Below are 16,202 nucleotides of genomic sequence, written 5' to 3' on the forward strand. Positions count from 1 at the left end.
GCTAACGAAAAAGCCCAGACCTCGGTCTGGGCTTTTTTTATGCCGACATGAGCAGCGGCACAGTTCACGGCGCTGGCTCGTTTCGCCCTCAGCGTTCGGGGCGCGCCGACCCCGGGAGGCTAAAGGCATCACCGCTCGCCACGCCCCCTCCACTCTCACCTGGCTTCGGTTCAGGCTTCGCCGCACGGTGGTCGACTGCGCCATGCTGACTCAACGCCTGTTCGTCGATGAGCCTTGGCTCACGCTCGAGGGCAACGCCGAAACGGGTGCTGACTCGCTCGACGATGCCGGCCGCGAAGGCCAGAAGCTCGTCGAGGCTCCCTCCGCCGAAATGCACCAGCACCAACGCCTGTTGGTGATGAACGCCAAAGGCGCCCTGACGCCAGCCCTTTAGATCACACTGATCGATCAACCAGCCCGCAGCCAGCTTCACATGATCGTCAGCCTGAGGGTATCTCGGCATGGCGGGCGACTCAGCGGCCAACCTCTCGGCCTTGGCGCGGGAAACGACCGGGTTTTTGAAGAAACTGCCTGCATTGGGCAGCTCGCGCGGATCAGGTAGCTTCTCGCGACGGATCGCGCAGACGGCATCGACAACCGCACCTGGGGTCAACGGCGCAGTGACCCGCTCATTGAGCACGCCGTAGTCGAGGCGCGGCGCTGGGTGGCGCGACAGCGCAAGGCAGACGCGAGTGATGACGACCTGGTTAGCCAGCTCGCCCTTGAAGATGCTATCGCGGTAGCCCAGACGGCATTCGTCCCGCGTCAGGCGGTAACAGCGAGCGTCGCGCCGGTCGACAAGCTCGACCCAGGACAGCACGTCGGCGAGCTCGACCCCATAGGCACCGATATTTTGAATCGGCGCGGCACCGACCCAGCCGGGTATCAGCGCCAGATTCTCGATGCCCCATAGGCCTCGCTCAACGCAGGCGATAACCAAGGCGTGCCAGCGCATGGCGGCACCGGCAACGACCTCGACAAGGTCGCCCTGCTGAGGGGTGAAGCTGACCCCCTCAATGTCCGGTGCCAGCACCAGACCGTGCAGTCTCGGCGGCAACAACAGATTACTGCCACCACCCAACACGGTGAGCGGCCATTCCTGTTCGTTGGCCTGACGCAGTCCGTCGATGACGTCCGCATCGCTTCGCGCTCGCCAGAAACGAGATGCCGTGCACGGCAAGCGCAGCGTGTTGTCACCGGCAAGATCGCGCTCGAACTCGAGCCCGTTGGCGACCTCAAGCATCGTCAACCGCCATACGCCGCATCAACGCTGTCGCCACGCCGTCCACCGCAGCCTCGATCTGATCGAGCGCATAGAGAAACCCGGCCTCGCCGCCAAAATAGGGATCCGGGACGTCCGCATCGGGCTGGCCGGCGTACGCCATCAAGCGCAGCACCTGGGCTCGAGCGTTGGCCGGTTTCCGCGCAGCGACGTCTGCGAGATTGGCGGCATCCATGACCAGGATTTCATCACAGGTGGCGAAGTCTTCGCTGGCAAGCTGCCGCCCGCGTAGGCCGGAGATATCGATACCCCGTGCCGAGGCCGCCTCGATCGCTCGGGGATCCGGCGGGTCGCCCACGTGCCAGGCACCGGTGCCGCAGGAGTCCACCTCGACACGCTCCTCGAGGCCGAGCTGCGCCAGACGCTGGCGCAGCATCCCTTCGGCCGTTGGCGACCGGCAGATATTGCCGAGGCAGACAAAAAGGATACGCTGCGGCACGCTCGTTTCACTCATGATTTGGCTCTCTCATTCTCAATGCCCCCCGCTCTCCAGCGGCGACGATGGTGGCGTCGGGCTGCGGCATGCCTGCGCTATAAAAAGACCTGGCGCACACGCTCGAGATCCTCAGGCGTATCCACGCCGCCGGGGTAGGGTTCGGTCACGGTTGCGACCTGGATACGATGCCCCTGATAGAGCGCCCGCAGCTGTTCAAGCTGTTCGAGCGCCTCGATCGGCGCCGGCGACCAGGTGACGTAGTCCGCCAGAAATCCCGCGCGATAGGCGTAGAGACCGATATGGCGTAGCCAGCCCTCGCTCTCGATACGCACCGGCGGCTGCGTCTTCCAGGCATTGCGATCCCATGGAATCGGGGCACGGCTGAAGTAGAGCGCGCGCCCGGTGTTGTCGACCACCACTTTGACCACATTTGGATTGAAGAGTGTGTCGACATCCTCGATCGCTTCGGCAAGCGTGGCGACAGATGCGCCGGCGTCTGCCGCCAATCGCTCGGCAACGCAATCGATCGCGCTGGCCGGCAGCAGCGGCTCGTCGCCCTGCACGTTGACGACCAGCGTCTGCGTCGGCAGCCCGAGCACCGCGGCGACCTCGGCGAGACGGTCGGTGCCGGAGTGATGGTCGGCGCGGGTCATCACCACCTCGGCGCCGAATGCCCGAGCGGCCTGCTCGATCCGCGCGTCATCGGTGGCGATGATCACGCGGGCCGCCGCGCTTTCGCGAGCGCGCTGCCAGACGTGCTGAACCATCGGTAGCCCGGCGATCTCCAGCAGTGGCTTCCCCGGCAACCGAGTGGAGCCGTAGCGGGCCGGAATGACGACGACGAAATCGCTCATGGAGCGGGTGCCGCCTTGCCGAGTTTTTCCTCGGTCGTCATCGTGCGCGCTTCGCTCTCCAGCATGACCGGAATCCCGTCGCGAATCGGATAAGCCAGCCCGCTGACGCGGCTCTTGAGCTCCTGGCGCTCGCGATCGTAGACCAGTTCGCTCTGGCTCACCGGGCAGACCAGCATGGCTACCATTTCCTTATCCATTGGAACTCCTCGCAGTGAAATCGTCGTGCCTCGGGCGGATGCCCGAGCTGTGCTCATTCCGTCATTATGGGACCGCGCCGTCACCGACGCGTTCTCGCCACCAACTATCGAAAGCGTCGTCGAGTTCGGCCTCGACATCCAGCACCCAGCAGCGCTCGTCTGCCCAGGATTGGCATTTGACCCCATCTTTGGCAGTCATCACCACCGTCGCTTCGCCGACGGGCAGATCGTCGGGGACGAAGCGGTGGTGGTCACTGAAGGCATGCGCGCGATGGACCACCCCCAGTGCCGTCAGCGTATCGAAGAATCGCTGAGGATGGCCGATGCCCGCCAGCGCCTCGACCCGCTGCTCACCGAACGGCGGCGATGACACCGGCAGTACACGACCACTCGCGAGATGACGCCACTGACGCGGCACGACCCGCATGTCGAATCGCGGCACGCCGGCACCATCCTGCGCATCGATCGCCTCGAACCCGCCATTTCCGATCAGGGCATCGACTTCCTGCAGCCGGCTTACCGGCTCCCTCAGCGGTCCGCGGGGCAGGCAGTGGCGATTCCCTAGACCGCGCTTACCGTCGATCACCACGAGCTCCAGTTTACGCGCCAGCGCATAGTGCTGAAGACCGTCATCGGAGATCACGATGTCGCAGCCACGCTGCTCGAGAAGTAACTGGGCCGCTCGCGGGCGGTCTGGATCCACGGCGACGGCAACGCCGGTCTGCTGGGCAAGCATCAGGGGCTCGTCGCCGCTCTGGGCAACAGGCGTCTGAGACGTGACCAGCAGCGGGTAGCGGGCACCCCGCCCCCCGTAACCCCGGGAGACGATACCGGGACGCCACCCCGCTGCAGAGAGATCGCGCACCAGCCTCGCTACCAGCGGCGATTTGCCGGTTCCCCCTACCGTCAGATTGCCGACAATGACCACTGGCACCGGCGTCCGCCATGTCCTCCGCTGGCCGCTCTCGAACTGCGCCCGGCGGCGTTTCACCCCCCATCGATAGAGTGTTTCGAGCGGTGCCAGCAGCGAGAGCCAGCCGGCATTGCGATACCAAGCACGCTCGAGCCTGGTCACGCCTTCTCCTGGAACTGAAGCTGATGAAGTGACGCGTAGGCACCGCCTTTTTCCAGCAGTTCAGCGTGACTGCCCATCTCGATCAGCTCGCCCTGCTCCATCACCACGATCCTATCGGCACGCTCGATGGTCGATAGCCGATGGGCGATGACGAACGTCGTCCGATCGCGACAGACCACCTCGAGGGCGCGCTGGATGTAGCGTTCGGATTCCGTATCGAGCGCCGAGGTCGCTTCGTCGAGTATCAGAATCGGGGCGTCCTTGAAGATTGCCCGAGCGATCGCCAGGCGCTGACGCTGCCCGCCGGAGAGCATCACGCCATTATCGCCGACCAGCGTGTCATAACCCTGCGGTAGTCGGTCGATGAACTCATGGGCGTAGGCGGCCTTGGCGGCCTCCACGACCGACTCGCGGCTCGATTCCGGGGCGCCGTAGGCGATGTTGTCGGCGATGGAAGTGTTGAACAGCGTCACCTGCTGCGAGACCAGCGCAATCTGCTGTCGCAGCGGGGAGAGCTGATACTCCTGAATATCGACGTCGTCGATCAGGATGCGACCCTCGGTGGGCCGGTAGAAGCGTGGCAGCAGCCCCATTAACGTGGATTTGCCGCTGCCCGAGCGCCCGACGATAGCGACCATCTCGCCCGCGGGCACCTCGAGGTTGATCTGCTTGACGGCTGCCGGCTGATCCTCGGCGTAGGCAAAGTCCACCCCTTCGAAACGCACGTTGCCGATCAGGCGGTCGGGATTCCGTTCGCCCTCGTCCACTTCCTTGGGCTGATCAAGCAGTCCGAAGAGTTCTTGGGACGCGGAGAGTCCTTTCTGAACGATGCTATTGACGTCGGTCAGCGAGCGGATCGGTTTGGCCAGGAGCGAAGCCGCGGTGATGAAGGCGACGAACTCACCCGGCGTCATGGTGTTCATCAGCTCGGGCGCCATCGCCAGCCAGACCAGCCCCGCCAGCGCCAGCGCCACCAGTAGCTGGATGACCGGAGTGCTGGTCGCCTTGGTCATCGCTATCTTGATGCTCTGCTCGCGATTGTAGTTGCTGGCCGCTTCGAACCGGCGTTTCTCGTACTCTTCCGCCCCATGAGTCCGCACGACGCGATACCCGCTGAGCGCCTCCGAAGCGACGTGCGTGACCTCCCCCATCGAGTTCTGGATACGATGCGAAATCTTGCGGAATCGCTTGCTGGTATAGCGCACCACCAGGCCGATCAGCGGGGTAACGGCCAGAAAAATCAGCGTCAGTACCCAGTTGGTCCACAGCAGATAACCGATCAGGCCGATGACGAAGAGGCCTTCCCTGAGAATCACGGTAATGGCGCTGGTGGCCGCGCCGGTCACCTGCTCGACGTGATAGGTCACGCGCGAGATCAGATGCCCGCTCGAGTGCATGTCGAAAAAGCGCCCGGGCAGATGGAGCATATGATTGAACACGTTGCAGCGCAGCCGATGCACCACGTTGCGCGCGACGTTGCTCATGAAGTACGTCCCGAGAAAGGTTCCCACCCCGCGGGCGGCGAACATGCCAATCACGAACAGCGGCAGGAAGTAGCGAAACGCGGCGTCCGGCTCCTGTATGCCGTCGATCAGCCGTTTCATCATCTCCGCAAGGGCCGTGCTCGAGGCGGCATAGATCGCATAGCCGACCACTGCCAGCGCGAAGGAGCGCCACTCCGTGCGGACGTATTCGAGAAGCTGACGATAGAGAGCCCAGCTGGAAAATCGTGACACGGTAACTCCGTCCGACCGTGGAAAAAGAGCCCGGCCGAGAGCCGAGAGGCGCCCGCCGGCGCCGAGTCGAAGCCGACCGCTCTGCGGCTCGGGTGCGTTCAGGGGCTGGATTCTACCCCAACCGCTTCGCCCTCGACAGCGGACCGCCGCTGCCAGCCGGGCTTACGTCGGGTCTGAACGTCGATTCCCGATGGCGACAGCGTGAATCGCACGGCGCCGTCGAACGCCGTATTCCAGATTCGACTGCCGGCCGCGACGAAGCGCGCCACGATCTCAGGGCTGGGATGATGGTACGGATTGCCCCGACCGCTGCTGAAGACCACGTCCTGGGGTCTGCTGGCCGCGATGAAAGCCGGTGACGAGCTGCTGCGGCTACCGTGGTGTCCGGCGACAAGCAGATCGATGGGTGCCGTGCGCAGCGTATCCAGCCACGCCTGCTCCTGAGCCGTACCCGCATCGCCGGTGATGAGTACACGATGCTGGCCCAGCGTAACGAGCAGCACGCAGGAGCGCGCATTGCGCGAAAGCCCCTCGACCGCCGCCGGCGGGGAGAGAAAGCGCCAGCTCGAGTTACCGTCCGCCCATCCGCTACCGGCCTGGCAGTGTCGCGAGGGCAGGCCCAGATCATTGCCCGTCGGCGCCCACCATCGTGCGACGTGGTGCTCTGCTTTCAGTGCTTCGATGCCGCCGGCGTGATCGATGTCGCTATGAGTCACCACGACCGCATCGAATGTCTGGCCCGGTCCCCAGAGCGTCGAGGCCGGCATGAAACCACTGGAAAAGCGCGGACCGGTGTCCACCAGCACGCGCTGACGAGCGGTCTGGAGCTCGACAAGCTGCCCCTGACCGACATCGTGAACGGTCACCACCAGCGAGGCCTCGGCGGGCGTGGGCGTCTTCAACTGGAGCAGCGTGACCGCCACCGCACCGCTCACGGCCAGGCGCCATCGGCCACGAAAACCTGGCAGTACCCACAGGGCGCCCCACAGCGCGAAGCCCAGCGCCAGGGGCAGGCGCTGGCTCGGTGTCGGCTCCCACAGCGGCATCAGATCCGCGGCGGTCGCCAGGGCACTCGCCAGACCGGCCACGAGCTGCTCGAATGGCCACCAGAGCATCGCCGCTAGCGGCGTCCAGACGATACCCAACCAGCCGACGAACCCCGCGGGCACCAAAGCGACACTCACCAGGGGTACCGCGATCAGGTTGACCAACGGGGCCGCCGGCGACAGACGTCCGAACGCCAGTAACACCGCTGCCGCCATCACCGGCGCCAGCAGCCACTGACTACGCAACAAACCGTAGCACCAGCCGACAACGCCTCGCGGTGCGCGTCGTCCGGACCAGGCAACGATCAGCACCCCTACCGCCGTGAAAGAGAGCCAGACACCCGGTCGCCACGGGGCAAGTGGATCCACCAGCAACACCAGGGCGAGAGCCAGCCACCAGGCCTGCCACCAGCCAGGGGCATGGCGCCCACTCGCCGCCCACAACCCGACGCCGGCCATGATCGCCGCGCGCATGGCAGGGGGCTCGAAGCCGGCGAGCGCGGCGTAGCCGAACGCGGCCGCCCCAGCACCTAACCAGGGCCACAGCGCCATCCGCCAGGCAAACGGCTGCAACAACCGCGACAGCGCGCGTAGTAGCCACAGCACCAGCGTGGCAACAAGTCCCACGTGGAGCCCGGAGATCACCATCAGATGGGTGGTGCCGGTGGCGTTGAGGAGCGCCCAGTCATTATCACTGAGTCGGTCCCCCGCCCCCAGGGTCAAGGCCGCCAGCCAGCGCTTGCCTCGGGGCGTGAGGTCGACGGCATCGAGACGACTCAACGCCTGCTGTCGAAGCGAGAATGGCGCCGCCTCGCGCCGAACGGCCTCGTCCTTGCGCACGTAGCCCAGGGCATCGATGCCCTCCCGCCAGAGCCAGGCGCCGTAATCGAAAGTGTCGAAGTTGGCGAAGCCGATGGGCTCGCGCAGGCGTGCCGTCAACACCCAGCGCTCCCCGTCGCGCAGTGCGGGCGCGCCATACCAGGAGAGCCTGACCTTGTGTAGCGGCGGGCAGTCTACCAGCGCCCCGGACGCACTCGACTGCGGCATGCAATCGCCGATAAGTAGCCGGAATCGGGTACGCCCCGCCTCTACCTGAAGCGCTTGGATCTCCCCCTCGAGGCGAAAGTCACTGCCCGCCAGATCGCTCGGCAAGCGGCGGCTGACGTGATCCTGGACCTGCCAGTGGCAAAAAAGAAACGCCAATAGACAGAGCCCGACACCCCAGCGACGGCGCCACGCCGACAGTCCCAGCGACACCGCCAGCAGTAGCCAGACGACGAGGACCCAAGAGCCATCGGGGCCAGCCCACAGGCGACCGAGCAGTGCGCCGGCCAGGGCCGCAAGCGCGACCGGCATCGCCAGTCCGCAGCGGGGATGAATGACCCTCGTGCTGACATCGACCGTCGGGACATCGACATCGACCGACGGTCCGTCGCGAGGGGCTCTGCCAGACATGGCGAGACCTCAGCGTTGTATGGATAATGGACCGACTTCGTACAGCGAGCGGCCCCATGTCTCGTCGATGGCTACAACGCTTCGTCCCTACCCGAGAGAAATTGCAGCACGCTCGCTCACTGCGCTTCATGCGGCACTGGCTCGACGATCCGGCGCTCTGGGTGCTGACCCGACGTAGTGTCGCCGGCGCCTGCACGGTGGGGCTCTTCGCCGCCATGCTGCCGATCCCTTTTCAGATGGTTCTGGCAGCGGTTGGCGCGTATGGCTTTCGCGGCAACCTGCCGCTGGCCGTGAGCCTTGTCTGGCTCACCAACCCGCTGACCATGCCGGTGATTTTCTACTTCAATTACCGGGTCGGCGCCTGGCTGCTCGACTACCCGGCTCGCGAGGTGCCCCAGCACATCAGTACCGCCTGGATCGCCGACCAGATGGCGCATGTCGTGGTGCCGCTCTACGTCGGCTCGGTCGTCGTCGGGCTACTGCTGGCCTTGATCAGCAACGTTCTCGTGCGGCTGATCTGGCGCTGGCAAATCGCCCGGAGCTGGCGCCGTCGCGCCCGCCGGCGCCAGCGTCGGCAACCGCGCTGATCGCGGCGAATCCCCCCGCCTGCCACCCACCAACGAAAACGCCGCCCTGGACTGTTGATCGTCCAGGGCGGCGTCATCTTGAGTGAGGCTGGCTAGCGCATCACGCAAGTCAGGTCGGCAAGCGCTCGCGTGGCGACGGCTAGCCGCCTTTGAGTGGACTAGGCGGCGGAGAGTTTGCCCTGATCCAGACGCAGCATACGATCCTGGTGAGCCGCCAGCGATAGGTCGTGGGTGACCACGACAAAGGCGCACTCGGTGGTCGCGGCCAGTTCGTCCATCATCGCCAGGATATTGCCAGCGGTGGTCTGATCGAGATTGCCGGTGGGTTCGTCCATCAACACCAGGCTCGGATCGGTGACCAGCGCGCGGGCTATGGCGACGCGCTGGCGCTCGCCGCCAGAGAGCTCACCGGGCTTATGGGTACCGCGAGGGCCCATGCCCACCCGCTCGAGCAGCGCCATGGCCCGCTGGGTCGCCGCCTTGCGCGACTGACCGCGCACGATCAGCGGCAGGGCGACGTTCTCCGCCGCGGTGAACTCCGCCAGCAGATGGTGGAACTGATAGACGAAGCCGATATACCGATTGCGAAACCGACCGAGGTCCGCCTCGTTCAGGCCGGCGAGCGACTGGCCGCCGATGATGACCTCGCCGCCGGAGGGGCGATCGAGCCCACCCAGCAGGTTGAGCAGCGTCGTCTTCCCTGACCCGGAGCTGCCTACTACGGCCACGCGCTCCCCGGCTCGTACCTCGAAGTCGAGATGGTCGAGCACGGTCAGGTTCTGAGGCCCTTCGCTATAGGTTCGAGTGAGTTGACGACAGTCGAGCATGATGGCGCTTTCCTTGGTCCCGCGAGGCTTGAGATCGGGTTCATTCATAGCGCAACACCTCCGCCGGCTGAATACGCGCCGCTCGCCACGCGGGATAGAGCGTCGACAAGAACGTCAGCCCGAAAGCGCTGGAGATGATGACACCGACGTCGCTCCACTCGAGCCGTGACGGCAGGTAGCTGATGAAGTAGACGTTGGGATCGAGGAACTGAATACCGGTGACCGACTGCACCCAGGCGATGATGTCGGAGATACTCAACGCCAGCGCGATACCGGCGACCACACCGATCACCATGCCGATGATTCCGATCGCCATTCCCTGCACCACGAAGATGCCCATGATCGATTTGGGCGTCGCCCCGATGGTGCGCAGAATCGCGATATCGGCATGCTTGTCAGTGACCACCATGACCAGCGTCGAGACGATGTTGAACGCCGCTACCGCCACGATGACCATCAGCAACAGGCCGATCATGTGCTTCTCCATCTGGATCGCCTGGAACAGGTTGCCGTGGGTGTAGGTCCAGTCCAACCCGCGATAGCCGGCGCCGAGCGAGGAGACGATATCCCGCGTCACCGGGCCGGCCTCAAACAGATCGTCGAGTTCGAGTCGCAATCCATCGACGTTGTCGCCCATCCGCGCCAGCGTCTGCATGTCACCGATGCTCGCGTAGGCCAGATTGGCATCGAGATCGGCCCCCACGCTGAAAATACCGCTGACGGTGAAGCGCTTGAGTCTCGGGAAGACGCCCCCCGGCGTGATCGAGGCCTCCGGCACCAGCAGCGTGACGCGGTCACCGACGCCAACGCCGAGGTTGCGAGCCAGCAGGCTCCCCAGCACCACGTTCCAGCTGCCGTTGCTCAAATCGTCGAGGCTGCCCGCTTGCATGTGCTGATCGATGATCGAGACGTGACGCTCGAACGACGGTTCGACGCCGGTGACCATCGCCCCCTGGGTGCGCCCCTGAGCAGAGAACATGCCCTGCTGTTCCACATAAGGCGCTACCGCCTGAACGTGACGGTGCTGGCTGACCCGTTCGGCCAGGGCTTTCCAGTCGCGCATGCCGCCCTGTTCCTCGATCCGGCTGTGCGGCACCATGCCCAGCACGCGGGAGCGCAGCTCGTGGTCGAAGCCGTTCATGACCGACAGCACCAGGATGAGCACCGCGACGCCGAGCGCAAGTCCGAGCATCGACGTCAGAGAGATGAAAGAGATGAAGTGATTGCGTCGTTTGGCCCTGACGTATCTCAGGCCCAACAGAAAGGGTAATCGGTCGAGCATTGGAGTCGCATCCTTGTCAGCAGCGGGCCATGTTACGGGTTTTACCCCCGGCCGCAAACGCCTGGGTCAGCCCATCGACCGACGCACCGAGTACCGGGTGGCGTCGTGTGCAGCGATCTCGTCGTTGAACGCTCTCAGCCCCTGTGACAGGCGGCCCATCCCGGGACCTCGACCTTTGCATCGCTGGCATCAGGCCCTACAATTCCGCCCCGCGAGCCGGCCGCACTGACGACGGTTCAGCGCCTTAGACGATGACGCCCCATGGAGACCTGTCATGTCACTACGCCTGCTTCCCGAGTGGCATCCACAGGACGCCATCCAACTCACCTGGCCAACGCCGAGCAGCGACTGGGCGCCGATGATCGAGTCTATCGAAGCCACACTGGAATCGATGGTGGTTGCGATCGCGCGCTATCAGCGCGTACTCATCACGGTCCATGACAGCATCCAGCGCCATCGCCTTGCCTCACGCTTCGAGCATCTGGGCGTCCCGGCGTCCCGGCGACACTTCATCATCGCCGAGAGTGATGATACCTGGGCACGAGACCATGGCCCCCTTGCCATCGAACGCGACGGTCACCTGACGCTTCTGGATTTCACCTTCACCGGCTGGGGCGGCAAATTCCCCGCCGAGCGCGACAACCGTCTATCGCGGTCGCTTGCCGACGCCAATGTCTTCGACGTCCCTCTCGAGACCCGCGACTGGGTGCTCGAAGGCGGAGGCGTCGAATCCGACGGCGAGGGGACACTGCTGACCACCAGCGCGTGCCTGCTCAACCCCAATCGCAATCCGGCGGAGACACGAGCGTCGATCGAGAGACGCTTGCAAGTCGACTTTGGCGTCTCTCGAGTGCTCTGGCTTGAAAACGGCCATCTCGAGGGTGACGACACCGATAGCCACATCGACACGCTGGCACGCTTCTGCGACCCGTCGACCATCGCCTATGTGCGATGCGACGACCCGGAAGATCCTCACTATGCGGCACTCAAGGCAATGGAAGCGGAGCTTGAAGCGCTCAGCCGGGAGGATGGATCGACCTATCGACTACTGGCACTCCCCTGGCCGAAGGCCTGTTTCGACCCCGACGATGGCCATCGACTCCCGGCGACCTACGCGAACTTCCTGATCCTCAACGGTGCCGTGCTGGTGCCGACCTACGCCGATCCCGCGGATGTGCACGCGCTCAACGTGCTTCACGACGCCTTTCCGGGCCGCGACATCGTGCCTATCGACTGCCGCTCGGTGATCCGTCAGCACGGCAGCCTGCACTGCCTGACCATGCAACTGCCGCGAGGCACTCTGTCAGCTACCTCGGATCACTTCATTGAGGGCGCCACGCCTTCGCCCTGACCGTCAATCAGTGCCCGGTTCGAAAAACCTGTAGCCACCCACACCGGGCGTCGCATTCATCCAAGTAAGCCGTGGCTGCCCATCGATTCACCGACGTTTTCCGGTAGGATCAGTGCGGCGTTACCGGGGCGCGAATGGCGCCACCATCGATATAGCCTGTCGGGAGGAGACCGCATGGCCAAGACACTCAAGGTAGGCCTGGTTCAACAGCAGGCCTGGCCGGACAAACAGCAAAGCCTGGCAGTCAGCGAAGCCGCGATTCGCGAGCTCGCCGAACAGGGTGCCGAGCTGGTGCTGCTTCAGGAGCTCCACGCCACTCACTACTTCTGTCAGTGCGAGGATGCCGACCTCTTCGATCTCGCCGAGCCGCTCGACGGTCCGACGGCGCAGCGACTCGAAGCGTTGGCCAGCGCTCTCGACATCGTCATTGTCGGCTCGATCTTCGAACGCCGCGCCCCCGGGATCTATCACAATACCGCCGTGGTAATGGATAAGGCGCAGGGGCGCGTCGGACACTACCGCAAGATGCACATCCCCGACGACCCGGGCTTCTACGAGAAGTTCTACTTCACGCCAGGAGACGGGGACGACAAGCAAGGGTTCGAGCCGATCGACACCTCGGTGGGCCGCCTCGGCGTACTGGTGTGTTGGGATCAGTGGTACCCCGAGGCGGCGCGACTCATGGCGCTGGCCGGTGCGGACCTGCTGCTGTACCCCACCGCTATCGGCTGGCACCCGCCCGACGACCAGCCCGAGAAACTGCGCCAGAAAGAGGCCTGGACTCTCATCCAGCGCTCTCATGGCGTGGCCAACGGTCTCCCGGTCATTGTCGCCAACCGTGTCGGCCATGAGCCCGACCTGACCCAGGTCAGCGCCGGCATCGATTTCTGGGGTGGCAGCTTCATCTGTGGCCCCCAGGGCGAACTTCTGGCCCACGCCGGTGAAGCGAGCGAAAACTTGCTAGTGGAAGTGGACCTATCGAAAAGCGAGCAGGTGCGTCGCATGTGGCCCTACCTCAGGGACCGGCGTGTCGATGCCTACGGCGATCTCACCAAGCGCTATCGCGACCGCTAGGGGACCCGGCGGCAATCGCCGCCGCCATCTCGGTGCAACCAGCCTTTGCCCCACCTAGTCATGCCCGACCCGGACATCAGTCGTCAGGGTCGGGCGTGTGCGTCGTCCACGGCACTGTCCGGTAGCCGATAGGCGATCAGTCCGGCACCGATCGCCGCTGTCAAGACGTCATGTCACGTCCGCCATCGATTGCCTCTTTCGCCAGCGGCCCGGTTAACCTTAATATAACGGTATAACTGCAATCGAGACCGCCATGGACCCCCAATATCAACTGCTTGCCGAACTCGAGGCCGATTTCGACCGGCTAATCGACGCGGTCGTGCATCTGGCGGATGCCTACGCTGCCAATCCCTCCCCCGCCTGGGCGCTGGGCGATGAGGCGATCGATGCGCAATGGCTCAGGCGCGCGCTGACTGATTTCTGGTATCAGGATGGGCAGGACGGAAGGGAAACCCGCACCTACGTGGCAATCATCGTCGCCAGCGACGAGCTGATGAATCACGTCCACGCCGTCAATGCGCAAAAGACGCAATTTGCGGCAACGCTGAAGCGAATACGTGAATCCAGCCCCCAACTGATCGCCGAAGCCAAGGCAGTACTCCCCTTTCGCCATCCGGTCCTGCACGATCATCTTCGTGGGCAGGGCCTTGCCCGGCTGCATCTCAAGCAGTGCTGGCGCCACCTGCCCATTGCCGATGCGCCGCTGGCGAAGGTGCGTCTTGCCTGGTACACCAGCGGGCGCTCGATCAAACGACTCAGCGTGGCGGACGCCGAGGCCAAGCTCAAACGCATGGACGTGGACGCTTCGCACATCCGCATTCAGCTCAGAAAGCTGGGCGATATCCCCGATGGCGAACCGCTGGCGCAGATCCAGCAACAGGCGCCGGTCATGCGCGCCAATCTGTTCTTTCGTGAAGCGCTGGAGGACGGCCGCACGCGACGCGCGATGAATCTGCCGCTGCCACTATTCATCCCCGATCCGGCGCTCAAGCTGCCTCATCGAAATGATCCCCCGACCGCGCCCCCGGCTACACGAACGCGAGCCAAGCGTTCGGATCAGAAAATCGAAGAGACGCCGTTTTTGCCAAGCCTGCGAGTTTATCGCTACCGCAATCCCTCACTGCAGCTGGCCGAGGAGCGGGAACGAAAACAGGATAAGGAAAGTGACGCGCGCGACGTCTGAATCGTCGCCCCGGAGACGACGTCGGTCCGCGTAAAGAGAGACTGTGAAGGGACCTCAAGCCCGCCCATACAGGCTTGAGGAATCCTGACCTAGAACAGTCGATTGAGACCGTTCTGAGCGGCGATACGATACGCCTCGGCCATGGTGGGGTAGTTGAACGTGGTATTGATGAAGTAGCGCAGCGTATTCGCTTCGCCCTCCTGCTGCATGATCGCCTGACCGATATGCACGATCTCGGAGGCCTGGTCCCCGAAACAGTGGATCCCCAGAATCTCCAGTGACTCGCGATGAAACAGGATCTTGAGCATGCCAGCGGTGTCACCGGTGATCTGCGCGCGCGCGGTATCCTTGAAAAACGCCTGCGCGACTTCGTAGGGCACCTTCGACTCGGTCAATTCCCGCTCTGTCTTCCCTACGGAACTGATCTCGGGGATGGTATAGATCCCGGTAGGAATATCGTCGACGTAGCGAAATGACTGCCCCAGAAACTCGTCACTGGCACTGCGGCCCTGATCGTAGGCCGCACTCGCCAGACTGGGCCACCCAATGACGTCGCCCACCGCGGAGATGTGCGGCATCGCCGTTCGGTAGTGCTCATCGACCTGGAGCTGTCCACGACCGTTGGGTTCCAGGCCCACCGTCTCGAGACCCAGCTCATCGGTGTTGCCGGTGCGACCATTGGCCCACAGGAAAGCGTCCGCCCGCAGGCGCTTGCCAGACTCAAGGTTGACGACCACGCCGGACTCATCGCCCTCGACGCTGCGATACGCCTCGTTGTGCCGGATCAGGACTCCATTGTTACGAAGTTCATAGGAGAGCGCGTCGCTGATCTCGTCGTCCAGGAACGACAACAGTCGCTCGCGAGTATCGATGAGATCGACCTTTACGCCGAGACCGGAGAAGATCGATGCATACTCCGACCCGATGACCCCGGCACCGTAGATGATCATGGTCTTCGGGGTGTGCGAGAGCCCCAGAATCGTGTCGGAGCAGTAGATCCTCGGATGACGGAAATCGACGTCCGCCGGGCGATAAGGCCGGGAGCCGGTGGCGATGACGAACTGCGGGGCGCTAAGCTCTTCAACCCCTTCATGGTTGTCGCGCACGGTGACGGTATTGTCGTCGCGAAACCGGGCCACGCCGAAGTACAGATCAATGCGATTGCGCGAGTAGAACTTGGTCCGCAGCTCGACCTGCTGATCGATGGTCACTCGCGAGCGCTCGAGAACCCGGGGAATGGAGAACCAGCGAGGCTCTCCGATATCGCGGAACATGCGATTGGTGTTGAACTGCATGATCTGCTTGACCTGATGGCGAAGCGACTTCGAGGGGATCGTCCCCCAGTGAGTGCAGTTGCCACCGACCGATGACTGGCGTTCGATCACGGCAACTCGCTTGCCATGCTTGGCCGCGTTGATCGCGGCGCTCTCGCCCGCCGGTCCCGAACCGATCACTACGACGTCGTATTGAGAAACTGCCATGGGTTTCGCCTGCTCCTTAGCGTGGCTTGAAACGTTGACTTTTCACCGCCGGCGGCGGGCCCCGCCTCAGCGCTTGATGGCGTCGTAACCGAGATCGGCGCCGCGATTCTCGTCGCTGCGGCGCTGGGCGCCCGCCGCATTCTTGCGACTCTCCTCCTCGCATACCTGATCGTTGCCGCCACAGATATCGCAGCCGTTCTTGAGCCCGAGGTTGTTGAGCCCGCCGCAGGAGCCGGCGATGGGCTTGCGGCCAACAATGACGCCAACCGCCATCCCCGCCGTCAGCAACAGCATCAAGGCGAAAGCCAGAATCCAGATCGTCATGGGTAATCTCCT

15 protein-coding genes are annotated in these 16,202 nt (G+C 64.1%); 4 read left to right on the forward strand and 11 right to left on the reverse strand.

Features of this window, described 5'->3' with window-relative positions:
* Positions 1 to 88: 88 nt before the first annotated feature.
* The 7 genes from murB to DOM41_RS14155 all read right to left on the reverse strand — a co-directional run bounded on the left by murB (position 89) and on the right by DOM41_RS14155 (position 8,081).
* On the reverse strand, positions 89 to 1,243 hold the full coding sequence (gene murB / locus DOM41_RS14125; RefSeq protein ID WP_110687482.1) for a UDP-N-acetylmuramate dehydrogenase: 1,155 nt from the start codon (positions 1,241 to 1,243) through the stop codon (positions 89 to 91).
* Positions 1,236 to 1,736, reverse strand: coding sequence for a low molecular weight protein-tyrosine-phosphatase (locus DOM41_RS14130; RefSeq protein WP_110687483.1), 501 nt, complete (start codon positions 1,734 to 1,736; stop codon positions 1,236 to 1,238). Before DOM41_RS14130 ends, murB begins: the two co-directional genes overlap by 8 nt.
* Before the next feature lie 77 nt (positions 1,737 to 1,813).
* Positions 1,814 to 2,572, reverse strand: coding sequence for a 3-deoxy-manno-octulosonate cytidylyltransferase (kdsB, locus tag DOM41_RS14135; RefSeq protein ID WP_110687484.1), 759 nt, complete (start codon positions 2,570 to 2,572; stop codon positions 1,814 to 1,816).
* Positions 2,569 to 2,769, reverse strand: coding sequence for a Trm112 family protein (locus tag DOM41_RS14140; protein WP_110687485.1), 201 nt, complete (start codon positions 2,767 to 2,769; stop codon positions 2,569 to 2,571). The genes kdsB and DOM41_RS14140 overlap by 4 nt, the downstream gene beginning before the upstream one ends.
* A gap of 64 nt (positions 2,770 to 2,833) precedes the next feature.
* The gene (lpxK, locus tag DOM41_RS14145; protein ID WP_110687486.1) at positions 2,834 to 3,844 is read right to left on the reverse strand and encodes a tetraacyldisaccharide 4'-kinase; all 1,011 of its coding nucleotides are present in this window, start codon (positions 3,842 to 3,844) and stop codon (positions 2,834 to 2,836) included.
* Positions 3,841 to 5,580, reverse strand: coding sequence for a lipid A export permease/ATP-binding protein MsbA (gene msbA / locus DOM41_RS14150; RefSeq protein WP_110687487.1), 1,740 nt, complete (start codon positions 5,578 to 5,580; stop codon positions 3,841 to 3,843). Before msbA ends, lpxK begins: the two co-directional genes overlap by 4 nt.
* A 98-nt stretch (positions 5,581 to 5,678) precedes the next feature.
* A complete protein-coding gene (locus DOM41_RS14155) occupies positions 5,679 to 8,081 on the reverse strand; it encodes a DNA internalization-related competence protein ComEC/Rec2 (protein WP_110687488.1) in 2,403 nt (800 codons plus the stop codon).
* Positions 8,082 to 8,137: 56 nt separating this feature from the next.
* On the opposite strand from DOM41_RS14155, the gene DOM41_RS14160 reads away from it, so the two are divergent.
* Entirely contained in the window at positions 8,138 to 8,668 is a 531-nt protein-coding gene (locus DOM41_RS14160; protein ID WP_110687489.1) for a DUF2062 domain-containing protein, read from the forward strand.
* A gap of 158 nt (positions 8,669 to 8,826) precedes the next feature.
* Here DOM41_RS14160 and DOM41_RS14165 read toward each other — a convergent pair whose 3' ends face one another.
* Positions 8,827 to 9,543, reverse strand: coding sequence for an ABC transporter ATP-binding protein (locus DOM41_RS14165; RefSeq protein ID WP_110687490.1), 717 nt, complete (start codon positions 9,541 to 9,543; stop codon positions 8,827 to 8,829).
* Complete coding sequence (locus DOM41_RS14170) at positions 9,536 to 10,777, reverse strand: lipoprotein-releasing ABC transporter permease subunit (protein WP_110687491.1); 1,242 nt, start codon at positions 10,775 to 10,777, stop codon at positions 9,536 to 9,538. Before DOM41_RS14170 ends, DOM41_RS14165 begins: the two co-directional genes overlap by 8 nt.
* A 274-nt stretch (positions 10,778 to 11,051) precedes the next feature.
* On the opposite strand from DOM41_RS14170, the gene DOM41_RS14175 reads away from it, so the two are divergent.
* The 3 genes from DOM41_RS14175 to DOM41_RS14185 all read left to right on the forward strand — a co-directional run bounded on the left by DOM41_RS14175 (position 11,052) and on the right by DOM41_RS14185 (position 14,385).
* Entirely contained in the window at positions 11,052 to 12,128 is a 1,077-nt protein-coding gene (locus tag DOM41_RS14175; protein ID WP_110687492.1) for an agmatine deiminase family protein, read from the forward strand.
* 174 nt (positions 12,129 to 12,302) lie between these two features.
* Positions 12,303 to 13,202, forward strand: coding sequence for a carbon-nitrogen hydrolase (locus tag DOM41_RS14180; protein ID WP_110687493.1), 900 nt, complete (start codon positions 12,303 to 12,305; stop codon positions 13,200 to 13,202).
* Between the two features lie 253 nt (positions 13,203 to 13,455).
* Positions 13,456 to 14,385 carry a DNA replication terminus site-binding protein gene (locus DOM41_RS14185; RefSeq protein ID WP_245391855.1) on the forward strand — a complete coding sequence of 310 codons (930 nt, stop codon included), beginning with the start codon at positions 13,456 to 13,458 and terminating at the stop codon, positions 14,383 to 14,385.
* A gap of 89 nt (positions 14,386 to 14,474) precedes the next feature.
* Here DOM41_RS14185 and sthA read toward each other — a convergent pair whose 3' ends face one another.
* Positions 14,475 to 15,866, reverse strand: coding sequence for a Si-specific NAD(P)(+) transhydrogenase (gene sthA, locus DOM41_RS14190; protein WP_110687494.1), 1,392 nt, complete (start codon positions 15,864 to 15,866; stop codon positions 14,475 to 14,477).
* Positions 15,867 to 15,932: 66 nt separating this feature from the next.
* Positions 15,933 to 16,190, reverse strand: a complete 258-nt coding sequence (gene nqrM, locus DOM41_RS14195) for a (Na+)-NQR maturation NqrM (RefSeq protein ID WP_110687495.1) — start codon at positions 16,188 to 16,190, stop codon at positions 15,933 to 15,935.
* Between the last annotated feature and the right edge of the window lie 12 nt (positions 16,191 to 16,202).

This window comes from Salinicola aestuarinus (genome assembly GCF_003206645.1).
In the GTDB taxonomy this organism is placed as follows: Bacteria; Pseudomonadota; Gammaproteobacteria; order Pseudomonadales; family Halomonadaceae; genus Salinicola; species Salinicola aestuarinus.